The 17,977-nt window shown below is 72.8% G+C and carries 16 protein-coding genes; 8 read left to right on the top strand and 8 right to left on the bottom strand.

What is annotated here, in order from left to right:
• Positions 1-721 precede the first annotated feature (721 nt).
• The gene (gene dnaA / locus BN344_RS13560) at positions 722-2,482 is read right to left on the bottom strand and encodes a chromosomal replication initiator protein DnaA (RefSeq protein ID WP_040338883.1); all 1,761 of its coding nucleotides are present in this window, start codon (positions 2,480-2,482) and stop codon (positions 722-724) included.
• A gap of 647 nt (positions 2,483-3,129) precedes the next feature.
• On the opposite strand from dnaA, the gene rpmH reads away from it, so the two are divergent.
• The 8 genes from rpmH to BN344_RS13520 all read left to right on the top strand — a co-directional run bounded on the left by rpmH (position 3,130) and on the right by BN344_RS13520 (position 8,721).
• Positions 3,130-3,267 carry a 50S ribosomal protein L34 gene (rpmH, locus tag BN344_RS13555; protein ID WP_040338882.1) on the top strand — a complete coding sequence of 46 codons (138 nt, stop codon included), beginning with the start codon at positions 3,130-3,132 and terminating at the stop codon, positions 3,265-3,267.
• Position 3,268: 1 nt separating this feature from the next.
• Entirely contained in the window at positions 3,269-3,670 is a 402-nt protein-coding gene (gene rnpA / locus BN344_RS13550) for a ribonuclease P protein component (RefSeq protein WP_040338881.1), read from the top strand.
• A complete protein-coding gene (yidD, locus tag BN344_RS19605) occupies positions 3,667-4,053 on the top strand; it encodes a membrane protein insertion efficiency factor YidD (protein WP_197022317.1) in 387 nt (128 codons plus the stop codon). Before rnpA ends, yidD begins: the two co-directional genes overlap by 4 nt.
• The gene (yidC, locus tag BN344_RS13540) at positions 4,046-5,125 is read left to right on the top strand and encodes a membrane protein insertase YidC (protein ID WP_040338880.1); all 1,080 of its coding nucleotides are present in this window, start codon (positions 4,046-4,048) and stop codon (positions 5,123-5,125) included. The genes yidD and yidC overlap by 8 nt, the downstream gene beginning before the upstream one ends.
• Positions 5,126-5,204: 79 nt before the next feature.
• The gene (locus BN344_RS13535; protein ID WP_040338879.1) at positions 5,205-5,810 is read left to right on the top strand and encodes a Jag family protein; all 606 of its coding nucleotides are present in this window, start codon (positions 5,205-5,207) and stop codon (positions 5,808-5,810) included.
• A gap of 44 nt (positions 5,811-5,854) precedes the next feature.
• Positions 5,855-6,481, top strand: coding sequence for a 16S rRNA (guanine(527)-N(7))-methyltransferase RsmG (gene rsmG / locus BN344_RS13530; RefSeq protein ID WP_231486792.1), 627 nt, complete (start codon positions 5,855-5,857; stop codon positions 6,479-6,481).
• A gap of 76 nt (positions 6,482-6,557) precedes the next feature.
• Positions 6,558-7,592, top strand: coding sequence for a ParA family protein (locus BN344_RS13525; RefSeq protein WP_081788596.1), 1,035 nt, complete (start codon positions 6,558-6,560; stop codon positions 7,590-7,592).
• A 25-nt stretch (positions 7,593-7,617) separates the two neighbouring features.
• The gene (locus BN344_RS13520; RefSeq protein ID WP_040338877.1) at positions 7,618-8,721 is read left to right on the top strand and encodes a ParB/RepB/Spo0J family partition protein; all 1,104 of its coding nucleotides are present in this window, start codon (positions 7,618-7,620) and stop codon (positions 8,719-8,721) included.
• A gap of 102 nt (positions 8,722-8,823) precedes the next feature.
• Here BN344_RS13520 and BN344_RS13515 read toward each other — a convergent pair whose 3' ends face one another.
• The 7 genes from BN344_RS13515 to murJ all read right to left on the bottom strand — a co-directional run.
• Complete coding sequence (locus tag BN344_RS13515) at positions 8,824-9,816, bottom strand: D-alanine--D-alanine ligase family protein (RefSeq protein WP_040338876.1); 993 nt, start codon at positions 9,814-9,816, stop codon at positions 8,824-8,826.
• Entirely contained in the window at positions 9,813-11,162 is a 1,350-nt protein-coding gene (locus tag BN344_RS13510) for an aminotransferase-like domain-containing protein (protein ID WP_040338875.1), read from the bottom strand. The genes BN344_RS13515 and BN344_RS13510 overlap by 4 nt, the downstream gene beginning before the upstream one ends.
• A 269-nt stretch (positions 11,163-11,431) precedes the next feature.
• A complete protein-coding gene (locus BN344_RS13505; RefSeq protein WP_231486791.1) occupies positions 11,432-12,616 on the bottom strand; it encodes an N-acetylmuramoyl-L-alanine amidase in 1,185 nt (394 codons plus the stop codon).
• Between the two features lie 169 nt (positions 12,617-12,785).
• Positions 12,786-13,112 (bottom strand): thioredoxin, encoded by a 327-nt coding sequence (gene trxA / locus BN344_RS13500; protein WP_040338874.1) that lies wholly within the window; start codon positions 13,110-13,112, stop codon positions 12,786-12,788.
• A gap of 91 nt (positions 13,113-13,203) precedes the next feature.
• Positions 13,204-14,232 carry a thioredoxin-disulfide reductase gene (gene trxB, locus BN344_RS13495; protein ID WP_231486789.1) on the bottom strand — a complete coding sequence of 343 codons (1,029 nt, stop codon included), beginning with the start codon at positions 14,230-14,232 and terminating at the stop codon, positions 13,204-13,206.
• Between the two features lie 46 nt (positions 14,233-14,278).
• Positions 14,279-16,018, bottom strand: a complete 1,740-nt coding sequence (locus BN344_RS13490; RefSeq protein ID WP_040339261.1) for a protein kinase family protein — start codon at positions 16,016-16,018, stop codon at positions 14,279-14,281.
• Between the two features lie 80 nt (positions 16,019-16,098).
• The coding region (gene murJ / locus BN344_RS13485; protein ID WP_051515871.1) for a murein biosynthesis integral membrane protein MurJ at positions 16,099-17,977 on the bottom strand (1,879 nt) is incomplete at its 5' end.

Raw genomic sequence — 17,977 nt, 5'->3', positions numbered from 1 at the left:
ATGTGGTTCGAGAAATTCTGGGTAGAAGTACTTCATCCTCGTCATCACACGTGTGGAAGCTGGGGAGCGAGCCCCTTTCCGCAGGTCAGTGCCGCAGTAGCCCTGTTGGCTCGCTGTGGGTGGTCAGCGACTCCCTGTTGTCGACACGTGGACAACTCGACGGCCGTGCACAGCGATCACCGTGCGTCCACCCCCTCTCCCCTGGTTGCCCCCTGTGCGTCCCCATCCCGTGTGCACGCCGGGCGGACGCCGGTGCAGAAGGGCGTGCTCCAACCCGCCGTCGCGCTGTATGCGCAGGTCGGCGCGCTGCCGGGGACTTCCGTTCCGAATCGGCGAGGCGATGGATCCCGAGTGCACCGACCGGGGCGGAACGGCTCCGGGACCCGTCTCCGGACCGGATCTCCCCAACCTGTGCACATTCCTGGGGACAACTTCTCGATCTGTCGATGCCGGTGACCACCTCCGGCCCGGCTGGAACCGCGGAATTCGGGGCTTGCCGACTCCCCAGGGTTCTCCACGGCTGTGGACAGCGACATGTCGACCCGTGGCAGTCGGTGGATCGATGCGCGGACGAGGCGAGCGCGGCCGCGCAGGCTGCCGGCCCGCCCGCGGCCGGTGGCCCGGCCCACGACGTGCAGCAGCCGCCCTCGCGGTGCGGTCCGGACGGCCCTCTCCGGAGGCTCGCCGCGAGCTTGCGAGTGGGGAGAGGGAGGGGGTCCTTCTACTGCCGGGCGCGGCTCTTGATGCGGGCCGTCAGCTCGGTGACCTGGGTGTAGGTCGCTCGCCGCTCGCTCATCAGGTTGGTGATCTTCTTGACGGCGTGCATGACCGTGGTGTGGTCCTTGCCGCCGAACGAGGCCCCGATCCGCGGCAGGGACAGCTCGGTCAGCTCGCGGCAGAGGTACATCGCGATCTGACGGGCGTTGACCAGCGTGCGGCTGCGGTTGGAGCCCTGCAGCTCCTCCATCGTCACGGAGAAGTACTCGGCGGTCGCGGCCATGATGATCGCCGCGGTGATCTGCGGGCCCTGCTCGTCGCTGATCAGGTCCTTGAGCACGAGCTCGGCGAGTGGCAGGTCGACCTGCTGCTTGTTGAGCGACGCGAACGCCGTCACCCGGATCAGCGCGCCCTCGAGCTCGCGGATGTTGGTCTGCACCTTGCTGGCGATGAACTCCAGCACCGCGTCGGGCACCTGCAGCCGCTCGCCCCACGCCTTCTTGCGCAGGATCGCGATGCGGGTCTCCAGGTCGGGCGCCTGGACGTCGGTGATCAGGCCCCACTCGAACCGGGTGCGCAGCCGGTCCTCCAGTGTCGTCAGCTTCTTCGGCGCGCGGTCGGAGGTGATGACGATCTGCTTGCTGGCGTTGTGCAGCGTGTTGAAGGTGTGGAAGAACTCCTCCTGCGTCCGCTCGGCGCGCTCCAGGAACTGGATGTCGTCGATCAGCAGGAAGTCGATGTCCCGGTAGCGACGCCGGAAGTCCTCGGCCCGGCCGGAGTGCACCAGGTTGATGAACTCGTTGGTGAACTCCTCGGTGCTGACGTAGCGCACCTTCACGTTCGGGAACATCCGCGCGGCGTAGTGCCCGATCGCGTGCAGCAGGTGGGTCTTGCCCAGCCCGGACTCGCCGTAGATGAACAGCGGGTTGTAGGCGCGGGCGGGCGCCTCGGCCACCGCGACGGCGGCCGCGTGGGCGAACCGGTTGCTGTTGCCGATGACGAAGCTGTCGAAGACGTACTTCGGGTTCAGGCCCGGGTCGAGGCCGGCCGGGCGGCTGGTCTCCGGGCGCCGGCCGCGGTTGTTCCCGGACCGGCCGCCATCGGGTGCCGAGAGGTCGAACGGCAGCACGTCGGCCGAAGGACCGTCGTCGCCGCCGCCCCAGTCGCGGGCGCCGGAGCCGTCCGCCCGGCCGGGCTCGACCGAGCCCCAGGCGCCGGTGGTGCTCCAGTCCTCCGGGGCTCCGCGGTCCACGGGCGGTCGCGGGGCGTCGGACGGGCGCAGCTCGCGCACCTCGGACGCCCGGGCCTCGGCGTCGTCGCCGGCGTCCCGGTCCCACGGTGCGGTCCCGACCACGTCGGTCCGCACGCCGAAGGCGCTCCGGCCGTCGTCGGCCCGGTCCCGGGTGGCCTGGTCCTCCGCTGCTCGGCGGGCCTCGAGGGCGGCCTCGGCGGCCGACCACGGCCTGCGGGTCGGCTCCTGCTCGTCCGGCTCCTCCGCGGGCGCCGGTGCGTCCTCGAGCTGGACGGCGACGCGGATGTCCCTCCCGAACTGCTCGGAGAGCGCCTCGGCGAGCACCCGACGCATCCGCGACTCGAGCACCGTCTGCGTGAACTCGTTGGGCGCGGCCAGCACCGCGGTGTCCTCGACCAGCCCCAGGGGGCGGGTGAGGTTCAGCATGGCGTTCTGCTGAGGGGAGAGGCTGCTGGCCAGCCGCTCCCGGATCTGGTCCCAGACCGTTGCCAGGTCCAGCGTGGCATCGGCCATGCCGTCGTCCTCCCCATGCTGTCGACCCGAACGGTCTGATCCTCGGACGCCCTACCCCGTCTGCGCGAACCGGGCCCGAGATCCACGAGAAGTTTCTGGCGGGCTCGCGCGGACGCACTCGTTCCACACGAGTGTCCACAGGCTGTGCACGACCGGTGGCGCTGCCACCGGCGTCGGCGTCGGCCCGGGGTCTGTCCAGCATCGCTGCTGGTCAGCGCCCCGTTGTCGGGTGTCGCGGGCGCTTCGTGGGTCGGATGACCGTGCGGTCGGCCCACGCGCCGTGACCCTGACGTCCGGTGCGGGGCGACGGCGACGCTAACAGCCCCGTCCACAGCCCGGCAACGACGTGGTCGGCGGTCCGGGCGCGTCGTCGGCGGCGTGCCGTCGCAGCGCCGAGGCACCCGGCGGGCATCATGAGAGGTCGGGATGCGCCCGGCCGTCGTCGGCAGGCATTCCTCGGCTATGCTGTCCCGAGTCCGTGAACGGTTCCTGTTGCCATGCCCGCGCTGAGTGCGGCGCGGTTGCGACGGGGACGTCCGCGGAACCAGCTTCGGGAGTCCGGGGTGCGGCGCAGGCCGTGCCCACCGGCACCCCGCGCGTCCGCCCGCCGGTGGCGCGCACCGCCGATCGTGTAGTGGGAGTACCTCGTGAGCAAGCGCACGTTCCAGCCGAACAACCGTCGCCGGTCCAAGACCCACGGCTTCCGGCTGCGCATGCGCACCCGCGCCGGCCGCGCGATCCTCGCCGGCCGCCGGCGCAAGGGCCGCGAGAAGCTCTCCGCCTGAGGTGTTGCCCGCGCAGGCACGCCTGCGCCGGCGCCCGGACTTCACCGCGGTCGTCCGGTCCGGCCGACGCGCCGGGCGGCCGACCATGGTGCTCCACTTCCTCCCCGAACGGCCCGCGCAGGGGGCCGGTGGACCGGTGCATCGCGATGCGTCGCGCAGCGTTCCGCCGTCCGGTGCGCGGGCCGGTTTCGTCGTCGGCAAGGCCGTCGGCAACTCTGTGGCCCGTCACCGCGTGACGCGTCAGCTGCGTGCTCTCGTCCGCGCCGAGCTCGACCGGCTGCCGCCGACCTCGGACCTGGTGGTCCGGGCCCGGCCCGAGGCGGCCACGGCCGGCTCCGCGGGGCTGCAGCGCGATCTCGCCGCCGGGCTCGACCGGCTCCTCGACCAGAAGGCACGGCGATGACGCCCGGTGCGCCGGTGCGCCGGGGGCTGCTCGCCGTCATCGGCTTCTACTCGCGGGCGATCAGCCCGGCGCTGCCGCCGCGCTGCCGTTTCCACCCCACCTGCAGCGCGTACGCCGCCGAGGCGATCGGCCGGTACGGCGCCGGCCGCGGAAGCTGGCTGGCCCTGCGCCGGATCCTCAAGTGCGCGCCGTGGCACCCCGGCGGGGTCGACCTCGTGCCCGCCGTGAGCGGCTCCGGAACCGCCGGGGAGGATCAGTCGTCCTCTCCGGAGGTGCCTCCGGCACAGGCACGTCCGGCCGACCCGCTCACCGCACCTGCCCGCCCCGACCGTGCCACCCCGCCGGCCTCGCGCCGGGCGAACGAGGAGACCTCCGTTGTTTGACTGGCTGTACACCGCCATCTCCTGGGTGATGGCGCGGTGGCACGACCTGCTCTCCACCTTCCTCGACCCGGCCGGCGGCCTCACCTGGGCGCTGTCGATCATGCTGCTGGTCGTCACGATCCGGCTCGTGCTGTTCCCGCTGTTCGTCAAGCAGGTGAAGTCGCAGCGGGCGATGCAGGAGCTCCAGCCCGAGATCGCCAAGCTGCGCAAGCAGTACGGCAGTGACCGTCAGGGCATGAGCCAGGCGATCATGGCGCTGCAGAAGGAGCGCGGGGTCAACCCGCTGGCGGGCTGCCTGCCGATCCTGCCGCAGATCCCGATCTTCTTCTCGCTCTTCCACGTGCTCCGCCGCCTGGCGCCGGACAAGCAGGGCCTCTACAGCTGGTCGGACGAGCTCACCGACCAGGCGGCGCGGGCCGATCTCTTCGGGGCGCCCATCTCCGCGTCGTTCAACATGGACGGCGAGAAGGAGCAGGCGATCCTCGGGCTCAGCGGGGTGACCTACGGCAGCATCCGCATCGTCGCGCTGATCCTCATCCCGCTGATGTGCCTCACGACCTACTTCACGCAGAAGCAGATCATGAAGCGATCGGGTCCGGTCGAGGGCCAGGCGGCCATGGTGCAGAAGGTGCTGCTCTACGGCATGCCGCTGAGCCTTTTCGTCACCGGCTTCTTCTTCCCGATCGGCGTCCTCCTGTACTGGGTGACCAACAACGCCTGGACCTTCGGTCAGCAGTTCTTCATCCTGCGGAAGATGCCGCCGCCCGGCTCGGCCGCCGCACTGGCCAAGAACGGTCCGGCGAAGCCGGCGGTCGACCCTCGGACGCTCGCGCCGAAGCCCGGTGCCAAGCCGGTCCGCCCCAAGTCCGGGCGCCCCGCCACCGCCGCTCCCGCCAGCACGACCGACGCCGGCTCGACCGGCGACGGCGTGACGGGTGACGGTGCGGCGGCCGGCCAGGCCGACGGCCGCGGCCCGACGTCGTCCACCGGCGGTGCCAAGAACGGGCCGCGCGGCGGCGCCGGCCGCGCCGGCCAGGGTCCGGCGAACAGGGGCAAGCGCAAACGCCGTTGACGGCGCCTTCCGGACGCAGGTCCGGACCACGACCACCGGGGCCGCCCCGGATGCCCGAACCGACAGTGGAGGAATCTCCGTGAGTGCCCCGCAGCAGCCCAGCACCGACACCGCGCCGGAACTGCCCGACGCCGACATCACCGGTGACGACGCCCTCCTCGAGAGCGCAGCCGTCGACGGTGACGAGGCGGGTGGGTCGCGAGGGTCGACCGGGGCCCGTGGTGAAGAACTGCTCGTCCAGGAGGGGGACGTGGCCGGGGACTACCTCGAGCGACTCCTCGACATCCTCGACGTCGACGGTGACATCGACCTCGACGTCGAGGGCGACCGTGCGTCGGTCGCGATCGTCGGCGGCCGGCTCGGTGACCTGATCGGCCCGGACGGCGCCACCCTCGAGGCCCTGCAGGAGCTCACCCGCCTGGCCGTCGCGCAGTCGACCGGCGTGCGCAGCCGGCTCATGCTCGACATCGGTGGCTTCCGCGCCAAGCGCAAGGCGGACCTGTCGGCCCTGGCGGGGGAGACGGCCCGTCGCGTGGTGAGCAGTGGTCAGCCGGAGCGGCTGAGCCCGATGAACCCGTTCGAGCGCAAGGTCGTCCACGACGTCATCGCCGGCGTCGCCGGGGTGCACAGCGAGTCCGAGGGTGAGGAGCCCAGCCGCCGCGTCGTGGTCCTGCCGGACAAGTGAGCCAGGCGGCCGACCCGACGCCTGCCCCTCCACCGCCGCCCGAGGTGGCGGAGGAGGTCTTCGGCGACGCTCTGCCGGCCGCACGGGCTTTCGTGGCCAAACTCGCGACCGACGGGGTCACCCGTGGCCTCATCGGCCCCCGTGAGGTGCCGCGGTTGTGGGAGCGGCACGTCCTGAACAGCGCCGCGGTCGCCGAGGCGGTCCCCCAGGGCGCGCGGGTGGTCGACGTGGGCAGCGGCGCCGGGCTCCCGGGCATCCCCCTCGGCCTGGCCCGGCCGGACGTCGCCCTCACGCTGGTCGAACCGATGGCCCGGCGGGTCGAGTTCCTGCAGGAGGCGGTGGCCGAGCTCGCCGACGAGGCGCGCGCACCGTGGCGGGTGCTCCGCGGGCGTGCCGAGGAGCGTTCGGTGGCCGGGGCGGTCGGACCGGTCGACGTCGTCACCGCCCGGGCCGTCGCCCCGCTCCCCCGGCTGGTGGGCTGGTGCCGCGGGCTGCTGCGCCCGGGCACCCAGCTGGTCGCCCTCGTGGGCACCCGGGCCATCCAGGAGCTGCCCGCGCTGATCCCCGAGCTCGAGGCGGCGGGGATGCGGGACATCCATCCGCGGGCAGTCGGTGCGTCGCTGGGCGAGGCTGCCACTACCGTGGTGGTCATGACGCGAGGGGCACGCTGACGCCCTACCTGTTCCACGTGGAACAGGCGCCGCCGAACGACCCGTTCCACGTGAAACGCCACCAGGAGGACCCGCGATGACCGACCCGGGCGAGCGGCTACGGAGCAGCCTCGCCGCTGACCAGTCGTCCACGGCGGCCGGTGGTCTTGCGGACTTCGACAGTCCCATCGCCATGGAGGCGATGCGCGCGACGCGGGTGCTGCACGCCGCCGATCAGGAGCCCTTCCCGGCTCCCTCCCGGATCCGGATCGTGACGATCGCCAACCAGAAGGGCGGCGTCGGCAAGACGACGTCCACGGTGAACCTCGGGGTGGCCCTGGCGCTGTACGGCCTGCGCACGCTGGTCATCGACCTCGACCCCCAGGGCAACGCCAGCACGGCGCTCGGCGTCGAGCACACCGTGGGGACGCCGTCGGTCTACGACGCACTCGTCGGCGACAGCACCCTGACCGAGGTCGTGCACCGGACGACGGCGAGCCCGAACCTGCACTGCGTGCCGGCCACCATCGACCTCGCCGGCGCGGAGATCGAGCTGGTCTCGGTCGTCGCCCGCGAGTACCGGCTGCGGCGCGCCATCGAGGGGTACATCGCAGCCCTGCCCCCGGAGCAGCGCCCGCACTACGTGCTCATCGACTGCCCTCCGTCGCTGGGCCTGCTGACGCTGAACGCGCTGGTCGCGGGCGACGAGGTGCTCATCCCCATCCAGTGCGAGTACTACGCGCTCGAGGGCCTCGGGCAACTGCTCAACAACATCGACCTGGTCCGGCAGCACCTCAATCCCGGCATCGCCGTCCGCACCATCCTCCTGACCATGTACGACGGGCGGACCAAGCTCGCGGACCAAGTGGCCGACGAGGTGCGCAACCACTTCGGCGACGTCGTGCTGGAGGCGGTGATCCCGCGCAACGTGCGGGTGTCCGAGGCCCCCGGCTACGGGCAGTCGGTGCTGACCTACGACCCCGGGTCACGCGGCTCGACGAGCTACGTCGAAGCCGCGCGGGAGCTGGCCCAGCGGGGCGTCGACCTGCCGCCGATCGACCGCACGAGCACACCGGGCGCGGCCACGGCCTTCGCCGTGGCCGAGACACCGGCTCCCCAGGACGGCCGATGAGCGACAACCCGAGCGAGGAGCAGCGATGAGCAAGCGCGGTGGACTGGGTCGTGGGCTGGCCGCACTGATCCCCACCGGTCCGCCACCCGCCGCGCCGGCGCCCGCCGGGCCCACTTCCCCGGCAGCCCCGGCGGAAGACCGCCCGGCGGGGACCGGCGCGCAGGCTGCCCCCTCCCCGGTGAGCCTGGTGCCGCCCCCGGCCGAGCCGTCGTCCTCCGACCGCTCGGAGGAGACGCGCCCGGCCGACGCCGGCCCGTTCGACGTCGGCCCGGTCGACGCCAGGCCGGCGGACGACCACGGTGCGCTGGGCGTCCCCGGCGCCCAGCTGCGCGAGGTGTCGGTCGAGGACGTCGTTCCGAACCCGAAGCAGCCGCGGCAGGTGTTCGACGACGAGGCGCTCGACGAGCTGACGCACAGCGTCCGCGAGTTCGGTCTGCTCCAGCCGATCGTCGTCCGCGAGTCGGCAGACGGTCACTACGAGCTCATCATGGGCGAGCGCCGGCTCCGGGCCGCGAAGGCCGCCGGTCTGGACACCGTTCCGGCGATCGTCCGCGACACGACCGACGACGCCATGCTGCGCGACGCCCTGCTGGAGAACATCCACCGGGTGCAGCTCAACCCGCTCGAGGAGGCGGCCGCCTACCAGCAGTTGCTGGAGGAGTTCGGCGCCACCCATGAGGATCTGGCCAGCCGGATCGGCCGCAGCCGCTCCCAGGTCACGAACACCATCCGGCTGATGAAGCTGCCGGTGAAGGTGCAGACGCGGGTGGCAGCCGGCGTCATCTCCGCCGGGCACGCCCGGGCGCTGCTCGGGCTGCAGGACGCCGAGGCCCAGGACGCGCTCGCCACCCGGATCGTCGCCGAGGGGATGTCGGTCCGGGCGACGGAGGAGGCGGTCGCGATGGCCGCCGCCGAGCAGCCGACGACGCGGCGGCGGGCCCGCAACATCTCCGCCCCCGGTGTGGAGGAGCTGGGCTCCCGCCTCTCGGACATGTTCGAGACGAAGGTGAAGATCCAGATCGGGCGGTCCAAGGGCAAGATCGTCGTCGAGTTCGGATCGGTCGACGACCTGCAGCGCATCATCGGCGTCATGGCCCCGGAGATCACCGGGCGCCGTCCGGACGCCTGACAGCTCCCACCAGGAAGAACGGCTGCCTTACGTCACGGACGAAAGGCCCGCTTCAGGGTGCCGCGGCGAGCGTGCGAGTCGTGGGGGTAGTGGGGTCCTTCGTCAGCGCGGGTGGGCGGCGCGTGCCGCGAGGAGCCGGGCGATGACGTCGCCGAGCTCGTAACCGGCCGCCTCGAGCGCCATGGGGAACATGGACGTCTCGGTCAGCCCCGGGGAGACGTTCACCTCGAGGAAGTGCACCTCGCCGTCGGGGGTGATGATCGCGTCGGTGCGGGAGAGGTCGGCCAGACCGAGGACCTCGTGGACGCGCACCGCCAGCGCCGCGGCCCGGGACGCGACGTCGTCGGACAGCCGTGCGGGGGTGTGGTACTCGGTGAGCCCCGGGGTGTAGCGCGAGGCGTAGTCGAAGACACCGGACTCCGGCTCGATCTCCACGGCCGGGAGCGCCTCCGGCCCGTCCCCGAGATCGACGACCCCGAGGGCGACCTCCACGCCGTCGACGTAGCGCTCGACCAGCACGGTGTCCCCGTAGGCGAAGCAGCTCACCATCGCTGCGGGCAGGTCCTCGACCCGGCTCACCTTCTGCACGCCCAGGGCGGAGCCGCCCGAAGCGGGCTTGACCATCAGCGGCAGTCCGAGCCGGGCCACCATGAGGTCGAGCACCGCGCCGGCGCCGAGCTCGCGGAACGTGCTGTGCGGCAGGGCGACCCAGTCCGGCGTCGCGAGACCGGCCGACCGCACGACCGACTTCGCGGCCGGCTTGTCCCACGCCAGGCGGGAAGCCGCCGCGGGTGAGCCGACGTAGGGCACGCCGGCCAGGTCGAGGACGGCGCGCAGGGCGCCGTCCTCACCGGTGGCGCCGTGCAGGGCGATGAACACGGCGTCGGCGGGCGAGGCGGCGAGACCGGGCAGCAGCTCGGCATCGGCGTCCCGCAGTTCGGCGTCGACACCGGCGCGGGCGAGCTCCTCGGCCACCTGGGTGCCCGAGGAGAGGCTGACCTCCCGCTCGAAGTTCAGCCCCCCGCTGAGGACGACGGCGCGCAGGTGCTCGTGCCGGGCGGTGGGTTCCTGCGACGTGGCGGTCGACTCCGTCATGCCCGTCCGTCCTCGTAGGTGTCGCTGTTGGCGGGTCCGACCACCGTGCCGGCGTCGTCGGACGGCCGCGGCCGTCCCAGGGCCCGGAAGGACCCGGTGTCGACGGAGTCGAACGTGGAGTGCAGGTCCAGCTCGGCCTCGATGACGCGGGCCAGGCGTCGCACGCCTTCGCGGATCTGATCGGGCTCGGGATAGCAGTAGGACAGCCGCATGTACTCCTGGCCGTTGCCGTCGGCGAAGAAGCCGATGCCCGGCACGTAGGCCACGTGCGCGTTGACCGCGCGCGGCTGCATCAGCTTGGCGTCCAGGCCGTCGGGCAGCTTCAGCCAGACGTAGAAGCCGCCCTCGGGCCGCGTCCAGGCGGTCCCGGCGGGCATGAGCGCGGCCAGGGACTCCAGCGCGGCGTCCCGTCGTTCCCGGTACAGCTCGGTGAACGTCTTGATCTGCTCGCGCCACGGCTGGGTGTCCAGGTAGCGGGCCACCGCGTACTGGGTCAGCGACGGCGGGCAGAGCACCTGCGCCTCGGTGGCGAGGACCAGCTTCTCCCGGACGGCGAGCGGGGCCAGCACCCAGCCGACACGCAGACCCGGGGAGAACGTCTTGGAGAAGGAGCCGAGGTAGATGACCCGCTGGTTGTTGCGGGCGCGCAGCGCGCGCATCGGCTCGTGCTCGAAGCCCAGCAGGCCGTAGGGGTTGTCCTCGATGATCAGCAGGTCGTGCTGCTCGGCGATCGCGATGATCGCCTCGCGCCGCTCCTCGGAGAGCGTCACCCCGGCCGGGTTGTGGAAGTTCGGCACGGTGTAGAGGAACTTGACCCGGTCGCCGGCGGCCCGGCAGTCGGCCAGGGCCTCCTCCAGCGCCTCGGGGATGAGGCCGTGGTCGTCCATGGCGACGTGCCGCACGCGGGCCTGCGCGGCCTGGAAGACGCCGAGCGCGCCCACGTACGAGGGGCCTTCGGCGAGGATCGTGTCGCCCGGGTCGCAGAAGACGCGCGTGACGAGGTCCAGGCCCTGCTGGGAGCCGACGGTGACGACGACCTCGCTGGGGGAGGCGTCGGTTATCCCCTCCAGGGCCATGACGTCGCAGATCCGCTCCCGCAGCCGCGGGTCACCCTGGCCGGAGCCGTACTGCAGAGTCTGGGCGCCCATGCCGGAGACCAGTTCACCGATCATCGAGCCGACCGCGTCGAGGGGAAGGGCGGTGACCGCGGGCATGCCGCCGGCCAGGGAGACGACCTCCGGACGGCTCACCACGGAGAACAGGGCACGGATCTCCGAGCTCTTCATCCCGTGCGTGCGTGCTGCGTAGCGGTCCGCCAGCGGGTCCAGCCGCGGATGCCGCGGCACGACATGGGGATGCGCACCCTGTGTCAGGTGCGTCCCCGGCTGACCGGGACCGGCGGACGAGCCGGTCGGAGGAGTGACCACCTTGCAGATTGTAGGCCGCCCCTACGCAGACGAGAGCCGCCCTGCGAGGTGGATCGACGAGTGGGGGCCGGAGGCCTCCGCGAGGAGGGCCAGGTCAGGCTCAGCGCAGGTGGGGGACGGCTCCTGGCCGCGGTGCCGTCCGGAGGACGGCGGTGTCATGGCCGCGGTGTCGTCCGGAGGACGACAGATCACATGGTGGACAACGTGAACGTTCCCGTTGGGGGGTCGGCCTCGGCGGGCAGGAAGAGCCGCTGCACCGCGGCGAGCACGCCCTGGGCGATCGATCCCCGCAGCCGGGCGTCGAGGAGCAGCAGCCGGTCGACCGGGTGGGTCAGGTAGCCGCAGTCCAGCCGGACCGCCGGCATCCGGGTCATGCGCAGCAGGTCCCACGTCTTGGGGTGTGACCCCAGGTCGAGCATCCCGGTGCGCGCCACCACCTCGCGCCGGGCGAGGTTGGCGAACTCCTCGCCCACGGTCGAGGAGGCGCCCGAACCCGTGCCGTAGTAGTAGCTGGCCACCCCGCGGGCGTGGTCGGAGTCGTGTGCGTCCAGGTGCAGGGACACGAAGAGGTCCGCGCGCGCGTCGTTGGCGAACGCGGTCCGCTCGGCGGCCGTCGGGTTCTGGTTGCGGCCCCGGGTCAGGTACACGGTGGCGCCCGCGGCAGCCAGCCGGCCCTCGATGCGGGAGGCGAGGTCGAACATCAGGTCGGCCTCGGTCGTCACCCCGGACGTCGCGCCGGCATCAGAGCCGCCGTGCCCCGGGTCGACGACGATGCGCCGGCTGATCAGGTGCGGGCCGCTCTCGACGAACGAGGCGCTCTGACGCAGCAGCTGCGGACGTCCCCCGGTGACCTTCCGGCCGAGCTGGCGCAGCGCACGCAGGGTCGCCGGGCCGCAGGTTCCGTCGGAGGTGAGGCCGTAGTCGCGCTGGAAGGCCCGCAGCCCCACCTCGGTCTCCGCGCCGAAGATGCCGTCCACCGGGCCGGCGTCGTAGCCGAGCTCGTGCAGCCGCTCCTGCAGGTTGATGACGTCGTCGCCACGGACGGCCCGCTCCGGGTCGTAGCGCAGCAGCCGGTCCCCCAGTGACCACCGGGCCTCGTTGAGCGCCCGGTAGGTCTCCTCACCCACGCGCCCGTCGACCGACAGCCCGCGGTTCTGCTGGAAGTGCCGGACGGCCAGCTCGGTGGCCTCGTCGAACACCGCGTTGTCCAGGGCGCCGTCGGGGAGCGTGGAGACGGCCTGCAGCGGCCGTTGAGCGGCGGTGCCGTCGCCTTCCGGGAGTAGGCCGAGGCTCCGCAGTGCCGTCTGCACATCGGCGACAGCAGCACCGCGGTCCCCGAGGCGCAGGATCTGCATGCGGCTGTCGGCTCCCATCGTGTCCTGATTGTCGTCCCCCGGGGCTCTCCCGGCCCATCGGGGTCCACCCGCACGTGCACGGGCCCGCCCGTCCGGGTGGACGAGCGGGCCCGTGGTCACGCAGCGTGCGGCCCCGACCGGAGGCTCATCCCGAGCGTGCGAGGGGTGAGAGGGACGGGGTCCTTTGTCAGAGGTAGTCGGCGAGGTCGCTCAGGATCGCGCCCTTGGGCTTGGCGCCGATGATGCTCTTCACCGGCTTGCCGCCCTGGAACACCGTCATCGTCGGGATCGACATGACCTGGTAGTCGCGGGCGATCTGCGGGTTCTCGTCGATGTTGAGCTTGGCGATGGTCAGCTTGTCACCGTGCTCGGCGGCGATCTCCTCGAGCACGGGGGCGACCATCTTGCAGGGGCCGCACCACTCGGCCCAGAAGTCCACGAGGACGGGCTTGTCGCTGCCCAGCACGTCGCTGGCGAAGCTGGTGTCGGTGACCGTCACGGTGTTGCCTGCCATCGGTCGTTCTCCCTCTCGTTCGCTTGCTCCGGGTCGAGTCAATGCTGTCCTGTGGGGTGAACCCGCACGACGGTGGATGTATGCCCGGGTCTCAGCGCTCGTCGAAGGTGTCGGCGAGCCAGCGCTCCGCGTCGATGGCAGCCGCCGCCCCGGTCCCGGCCGAGGTGATGGCCTGCCGGTAGATGTGGTCGACGACGTCGCCGCAGGCGAAGACGCCCTCGATGTTGGTGCGGGTGGTCGGGTGCTCCACCTGGATGTAGCCGCCGTCGTCGAGCTTGAGCTGCCCGACGAAGAGCTCGGTGCGCGGGTCGTGCCCGATGGCCACGAACAGACCGCTCACGGGCAGCGTCTCGGTGGCGCCGGTCGTGGCGTCGGTCAGCTCGACCGCCGACACGGTGCTGTCGCCGAGGACCTCGGTGACCTGCTTGCCGAGCGCCCAGCGGATCTTCTCGTTGTCCTGCGCGCGCTGCTGCATGATCTTCGACGCGCGCAGCTCCTCGCGGCGGTGGACGACGGTCACGGTCTTGGCGAAGCGGGTGAGGAAGGTCGCCTCCTCCATCGCCGAGTCACCGCCGCCGACGACCGCGATGTCCTGGTCGCGGAAGAAGAAGCCGTCGCAGGTGGCGCAGGCGGAGACGCCGCGGCCCAGCAGGCGCTGCTCGTTCTCCAGGCCGAGGTACCGGTACTTCGAGCCGGTCGCGACGATGACCGCGTGCGCGCGGTGCACCTCGTCGCCGACCTTCACGATCTTGGGGGTGGCGGTGAGGTCGACCTCGGTGACGTCCCGGGGCACCAGTTCGGCCCCGAACTTCTCCGCCTGGGTGCGCATGTCGTCCATGAGCTGCGGGCCCTGGATCCCCTCGGGGAAGCCGGGGAAGTTCTCCACCTCGGTGGTGGTCATGAGCGCGCCACCGAACTGCGAGCCCTCGAACACCAGGGGGTGCAGGTTCGCGCGGGCCGCGTAGGTCGCCGCCGTGTAGCCGGCGGGCCCGGACCCGATGATGATCAGGTCGCGGATGCCGTCGTGCTCCGCGGGCGGGATCACCGGGTCGACGATCTCCTCGGTCGTCACGGCGGGACCAGGGGTCGGGAAGTCACTCACGGCTGCCACAACGGGCATCGTAGGGGGCCTATTCCGTCCGGCCCGGCTGCAGGGGCCAGCCGCTTCAGCCCGCGGACCGGACCGTGATCTCGCCGATCCGGGCGGTGAAGCCGTCGCCGCCGTCGACCAGCCCGGTCACCCACAGGAGCACGTACTGCGCCTCGACCGGCTCGTCGAACTGCAGGTCCGACGTCCCCTCGAGCGTGCCGGCGGCCACGGTGTCGAAGCCGTCCAGGTTCCCGGCCGGCGTCTCGCCGGTCCGGATCTCCACCGTCGCACCGGGGACCGGGCTCTCGATGGTCACGCCGCCGAGCGACTGCACCGCGCCCAGGTCGTAGAGGATGCCGACGCCGGGCTTCAGGTTGCCGAACGCCGGCGATCCCCGGTAGGTCAGCGTGGACCACGTCGTCGCGGGGTCGCCGTCGTAGGTCAGCTCGACGTCGCCGTCGTTCTCCGGCTCTCCGTCGCCCTCGGGGTCGAACACCTCGGCGCTCTGGATGTCGACGGGGTCGCCGGCGACCGCCGGGTCGCCCTCGTCCGTCTCGGCCACGGTGGGCACGCTCACCGAGGGCGTCGACCCCTCGTCGACCGAGTCGGCGACCGACAGCACGCTGGTGCCCACCCACCAGGCCAGGCCGATGACCACCAGCAGCGCGAGCACCGGCAGGCCGAAGACCACCAGCTTGTGCCGGCCCGCGCCGTCCTCGTCGTCGTCGAGGTCGGTGGAGTCGGTGTACGGGCCCGTGTAGGGGCCGGTGTAGAGGTCGTCCAGGGGTGCCCGGTCGGCGTCCTCGTCGCGGGAGGTGCCCCCGCCCGCGTAGGCGCCGGCGGCCGGGGCGACCGAGCGGGCGTCGACGGTGTCCCCGCCGAGCCCGGCGGGCGTCAGGACCGTGTCGCCGGAACCGACCGGACGCACGGGAGGAACCGGCGGCCGGGTGCCGGGCTCCAGCCGGACCGGTTCGTCGGCAGTCGGGGCGGCGGACCCGTGGTCCTCACCGCGACGGTCGCGCAGGCGGCCCAGCCAGCCGTGGTCGGCCTCCTCCGGGCGGTGCGCGTCGGGGCGGTGGCCGTCGGTGCGGGAGCTGCTGCCCGACGTGGGCCGGCTGCGCGGCCGTTCGGCGAGGATCGCGGCCATGGCGGCGACGCTGGACAGGCCCTGACCGGCTTCGCTGGACCGCGCGCGACGCGCCAGCGCGACGAGGTCGGAGGGGCCGCGCAATGGCCGGGGCTCGGCCTCGCCCGGTCGCAGTCCGGTGAGGCAGACCTCCAGCAGGGCGCCGAGCGCCGCCACGTCGCCGTCGATGGTGCCCCGAGCCGCGGGCACTCCGCGCAGGCCGACGAGGCCGTTGGGCCGCAGCACCACGTTCTCCGGGGTCAGCCCGCCGACGGCCAGGCCGACGCGGTGCGCCTCGGCGACGCCGTCGGCCAGGCGACGCAGCACGGTACGGACCTCGCGCTCGGGCAAGGGCCCCTCGAGCAGCCGGTCGGCCAGAGACTCGCCGTCGATCCACTCGTTGACGACGTAGGCGGCGCCACCGGGCGACTGGGGGTCGCCGCTGCCCTCGGAGGCGTCGTAGACCATCGCCAGCGCGGGAGTGGCCAGGCCCCCGGCGGTCAGCGCACGGGTGATCCACGCGTGCGCGGCCGGGCCGGCGGGAGTGTGCACGCGGACGGCGACGTCGCGGTTGAGCACGCGGTCCTTCGCCCGCCAGGTCTGGATGACGCCCGTCTCGGTGTGCTCGTCGGGGCCCACCTGGTCCAGTGGCCGGTAGCGCTCCGGGAGGCCGGTGACCGTGGACGTCATCGACACTGTCGACCTCCTGTCCTGCTCGGGCCGCCCGTGCGCTCGCACCGGCGTAGGCACCGCGTCCCGCGAGGAACCGGTCATCCGCGCCGGACGCGCGCTCTGACGGCTGCCAGGGGCTCGCGGATCTCCGGGACGCGGGCGACCACGAGACCTGCGAGGGCCGCGGCGCCGATGACCACGGTACCGAGCAGGACCCTCCCGAGCGACCCTGCGGTCGACGATCCGAGCAGGTCGTCGGTCACGATCAGGACAAGCTGGCCGAGAAGGCCCGCCGCCACCGACGCCGCGGCCACGCGGCCGACCTGCGCGAGCGTGTCGCGGGTGCGGAGCTCACCCAGCCGCCGGCGCAGCGCGACGTCCCCGAGGACCCAGCCGGCGAGGTAGGTGAGGCTGGTCACGAGCATGAGCCCGGCCACCACGCGCTCCGGGTCGACGACGGCGGGGACGAGCAGCAGCAGCGGCACGCGGACCGCGACCATGCCGATCTGGATGAGCGTCGGCGTCCGGGCGTCCTTCATCGCGTAGAAGACGCGGAGCTGCAGGAGGGTCGCCGCCATCGGCAGCAGCCCGAAGGCGCCGACGGCCAGCGCGGTGCCGATCGCCTCGGCCTCGTCCAGCGAGGTGTTGCCCCGGGCGAAGGCCAGGACGCCCAGCGGCGGCCCGAGGACGGTCAGGACGGCGGTGACCGGGAGCAGGCCGAGGGCGGACAGCCGGGTGCCGAGGGACAGGTCCTCGACGACGCCCGGGACGTCGTGCCGGGCGGCCGCCCGGCTCATGCGGGGCACCAGCGCCGTCAGGAGGGCGACGCCGATGATCCCGTACGGCATCTGGAAGAGCAGGCTGGCGTACTGGAACGCGGTGGAGCCCAGACCGCCCTCGCGCTGGGCGGCGTTGGCGATCCGCAGCGCGACCACGACGCCGATCTGGCTCACCGCGACGTAGCCGATCACCCAGAGGCCGAGCGTCCCCGCCTCGCGCAGCCCCGTGTCGCGCAGCCCCCAGCGGGGCCGGAGCGGCACCCCGGCCTTGCGGAGCAGCGGGACGAGCACGACGGCCTGCAGCGCGATGCCGAGCACGGTGCCGACGCCGAGGAGCCAGACCAGGCCGGGGGCGATGGTGCCCGGCTCCAGGGCGCCGGGACCCGCCGCCACGAGGAACGCCAGGCCGGTCGCGATCACGACGATGTTGTTGAGCACCGGCGCCCAGGCGGGCGGGCCGAAGATGCCGCGGGAGTTGAGGATCGCCTGGGCGAAGGCGCCCAGGCCGTAGAAGACGATCTCGACCAGCAGCATTCGGGCCAGCCAGTTGGCCAGCCGGTACTGCTCGGGGTTCTCGTCCAGGCCGAGGAGCGAGGTCAGCAGGGGCGCGGCGAGGATCGCCAGCCCCGTCATGACCACCAGACCGGTCATCGCGATCGTGGCCAGCCGCTGGGCGTACGCGACGCCGTCGTCGCGGTCGCGCTCCTGGGCGTGCACCAGCAGCGGCACGATCACCGAGGTCAGGACGCCGCCGAGCAGCAACTCGTAGACGATGTTCGGCAGCGTGTTGACGGTGTTGTACGCGTCGGCGAACAGGCCGACGCCCAGCGCGGCGGCGAGCACCATCGTGCGCAGCAGGCCGGTGACGCGGGAGACCATCGTGGCCACGGCCATCGTCCCCGCGGCGCGCAGGATGCCGCCGCTGGCGCCGGGCGTGCCCTCGCGCTCCTCGACGTCCTCGTCGCTGTCGGAGACCGCCCGCGGGACCGGTGGCAGCACCGGCATCGGGAAGACCTGGGTCTCGTCCGCCGCGGGGACCCAGCGGTGCCGTACCGGCGGCAGGGGCGGCAGCGGTCCCGGGGCGACCGGCCGCCGCGCTCCCTGCGGCACCGGCTCCGGCGTCCGGTCGGCGCGCCGCATCGGCGGGGGCACCGGCGGCAGCGGGGGCCGGCCGTCCTCGGGTGCGGCGAACGGCGCG

It is taken from the genome of Candidatus Blastococcus massiliensis AP3 (assembly GCF_000582785.1).
Classification (GTDB): Bacteria; Actinomycetota; Actinomycetes; order Mycobacteriales; family Geodermatophilaceae; genus Blastococcus; species Blastococcus massiliensis.
Note: the sequence above shows the minus strand (reverse complement) of the source record. Positions and strands in the feature narration are given on the sequence as shown.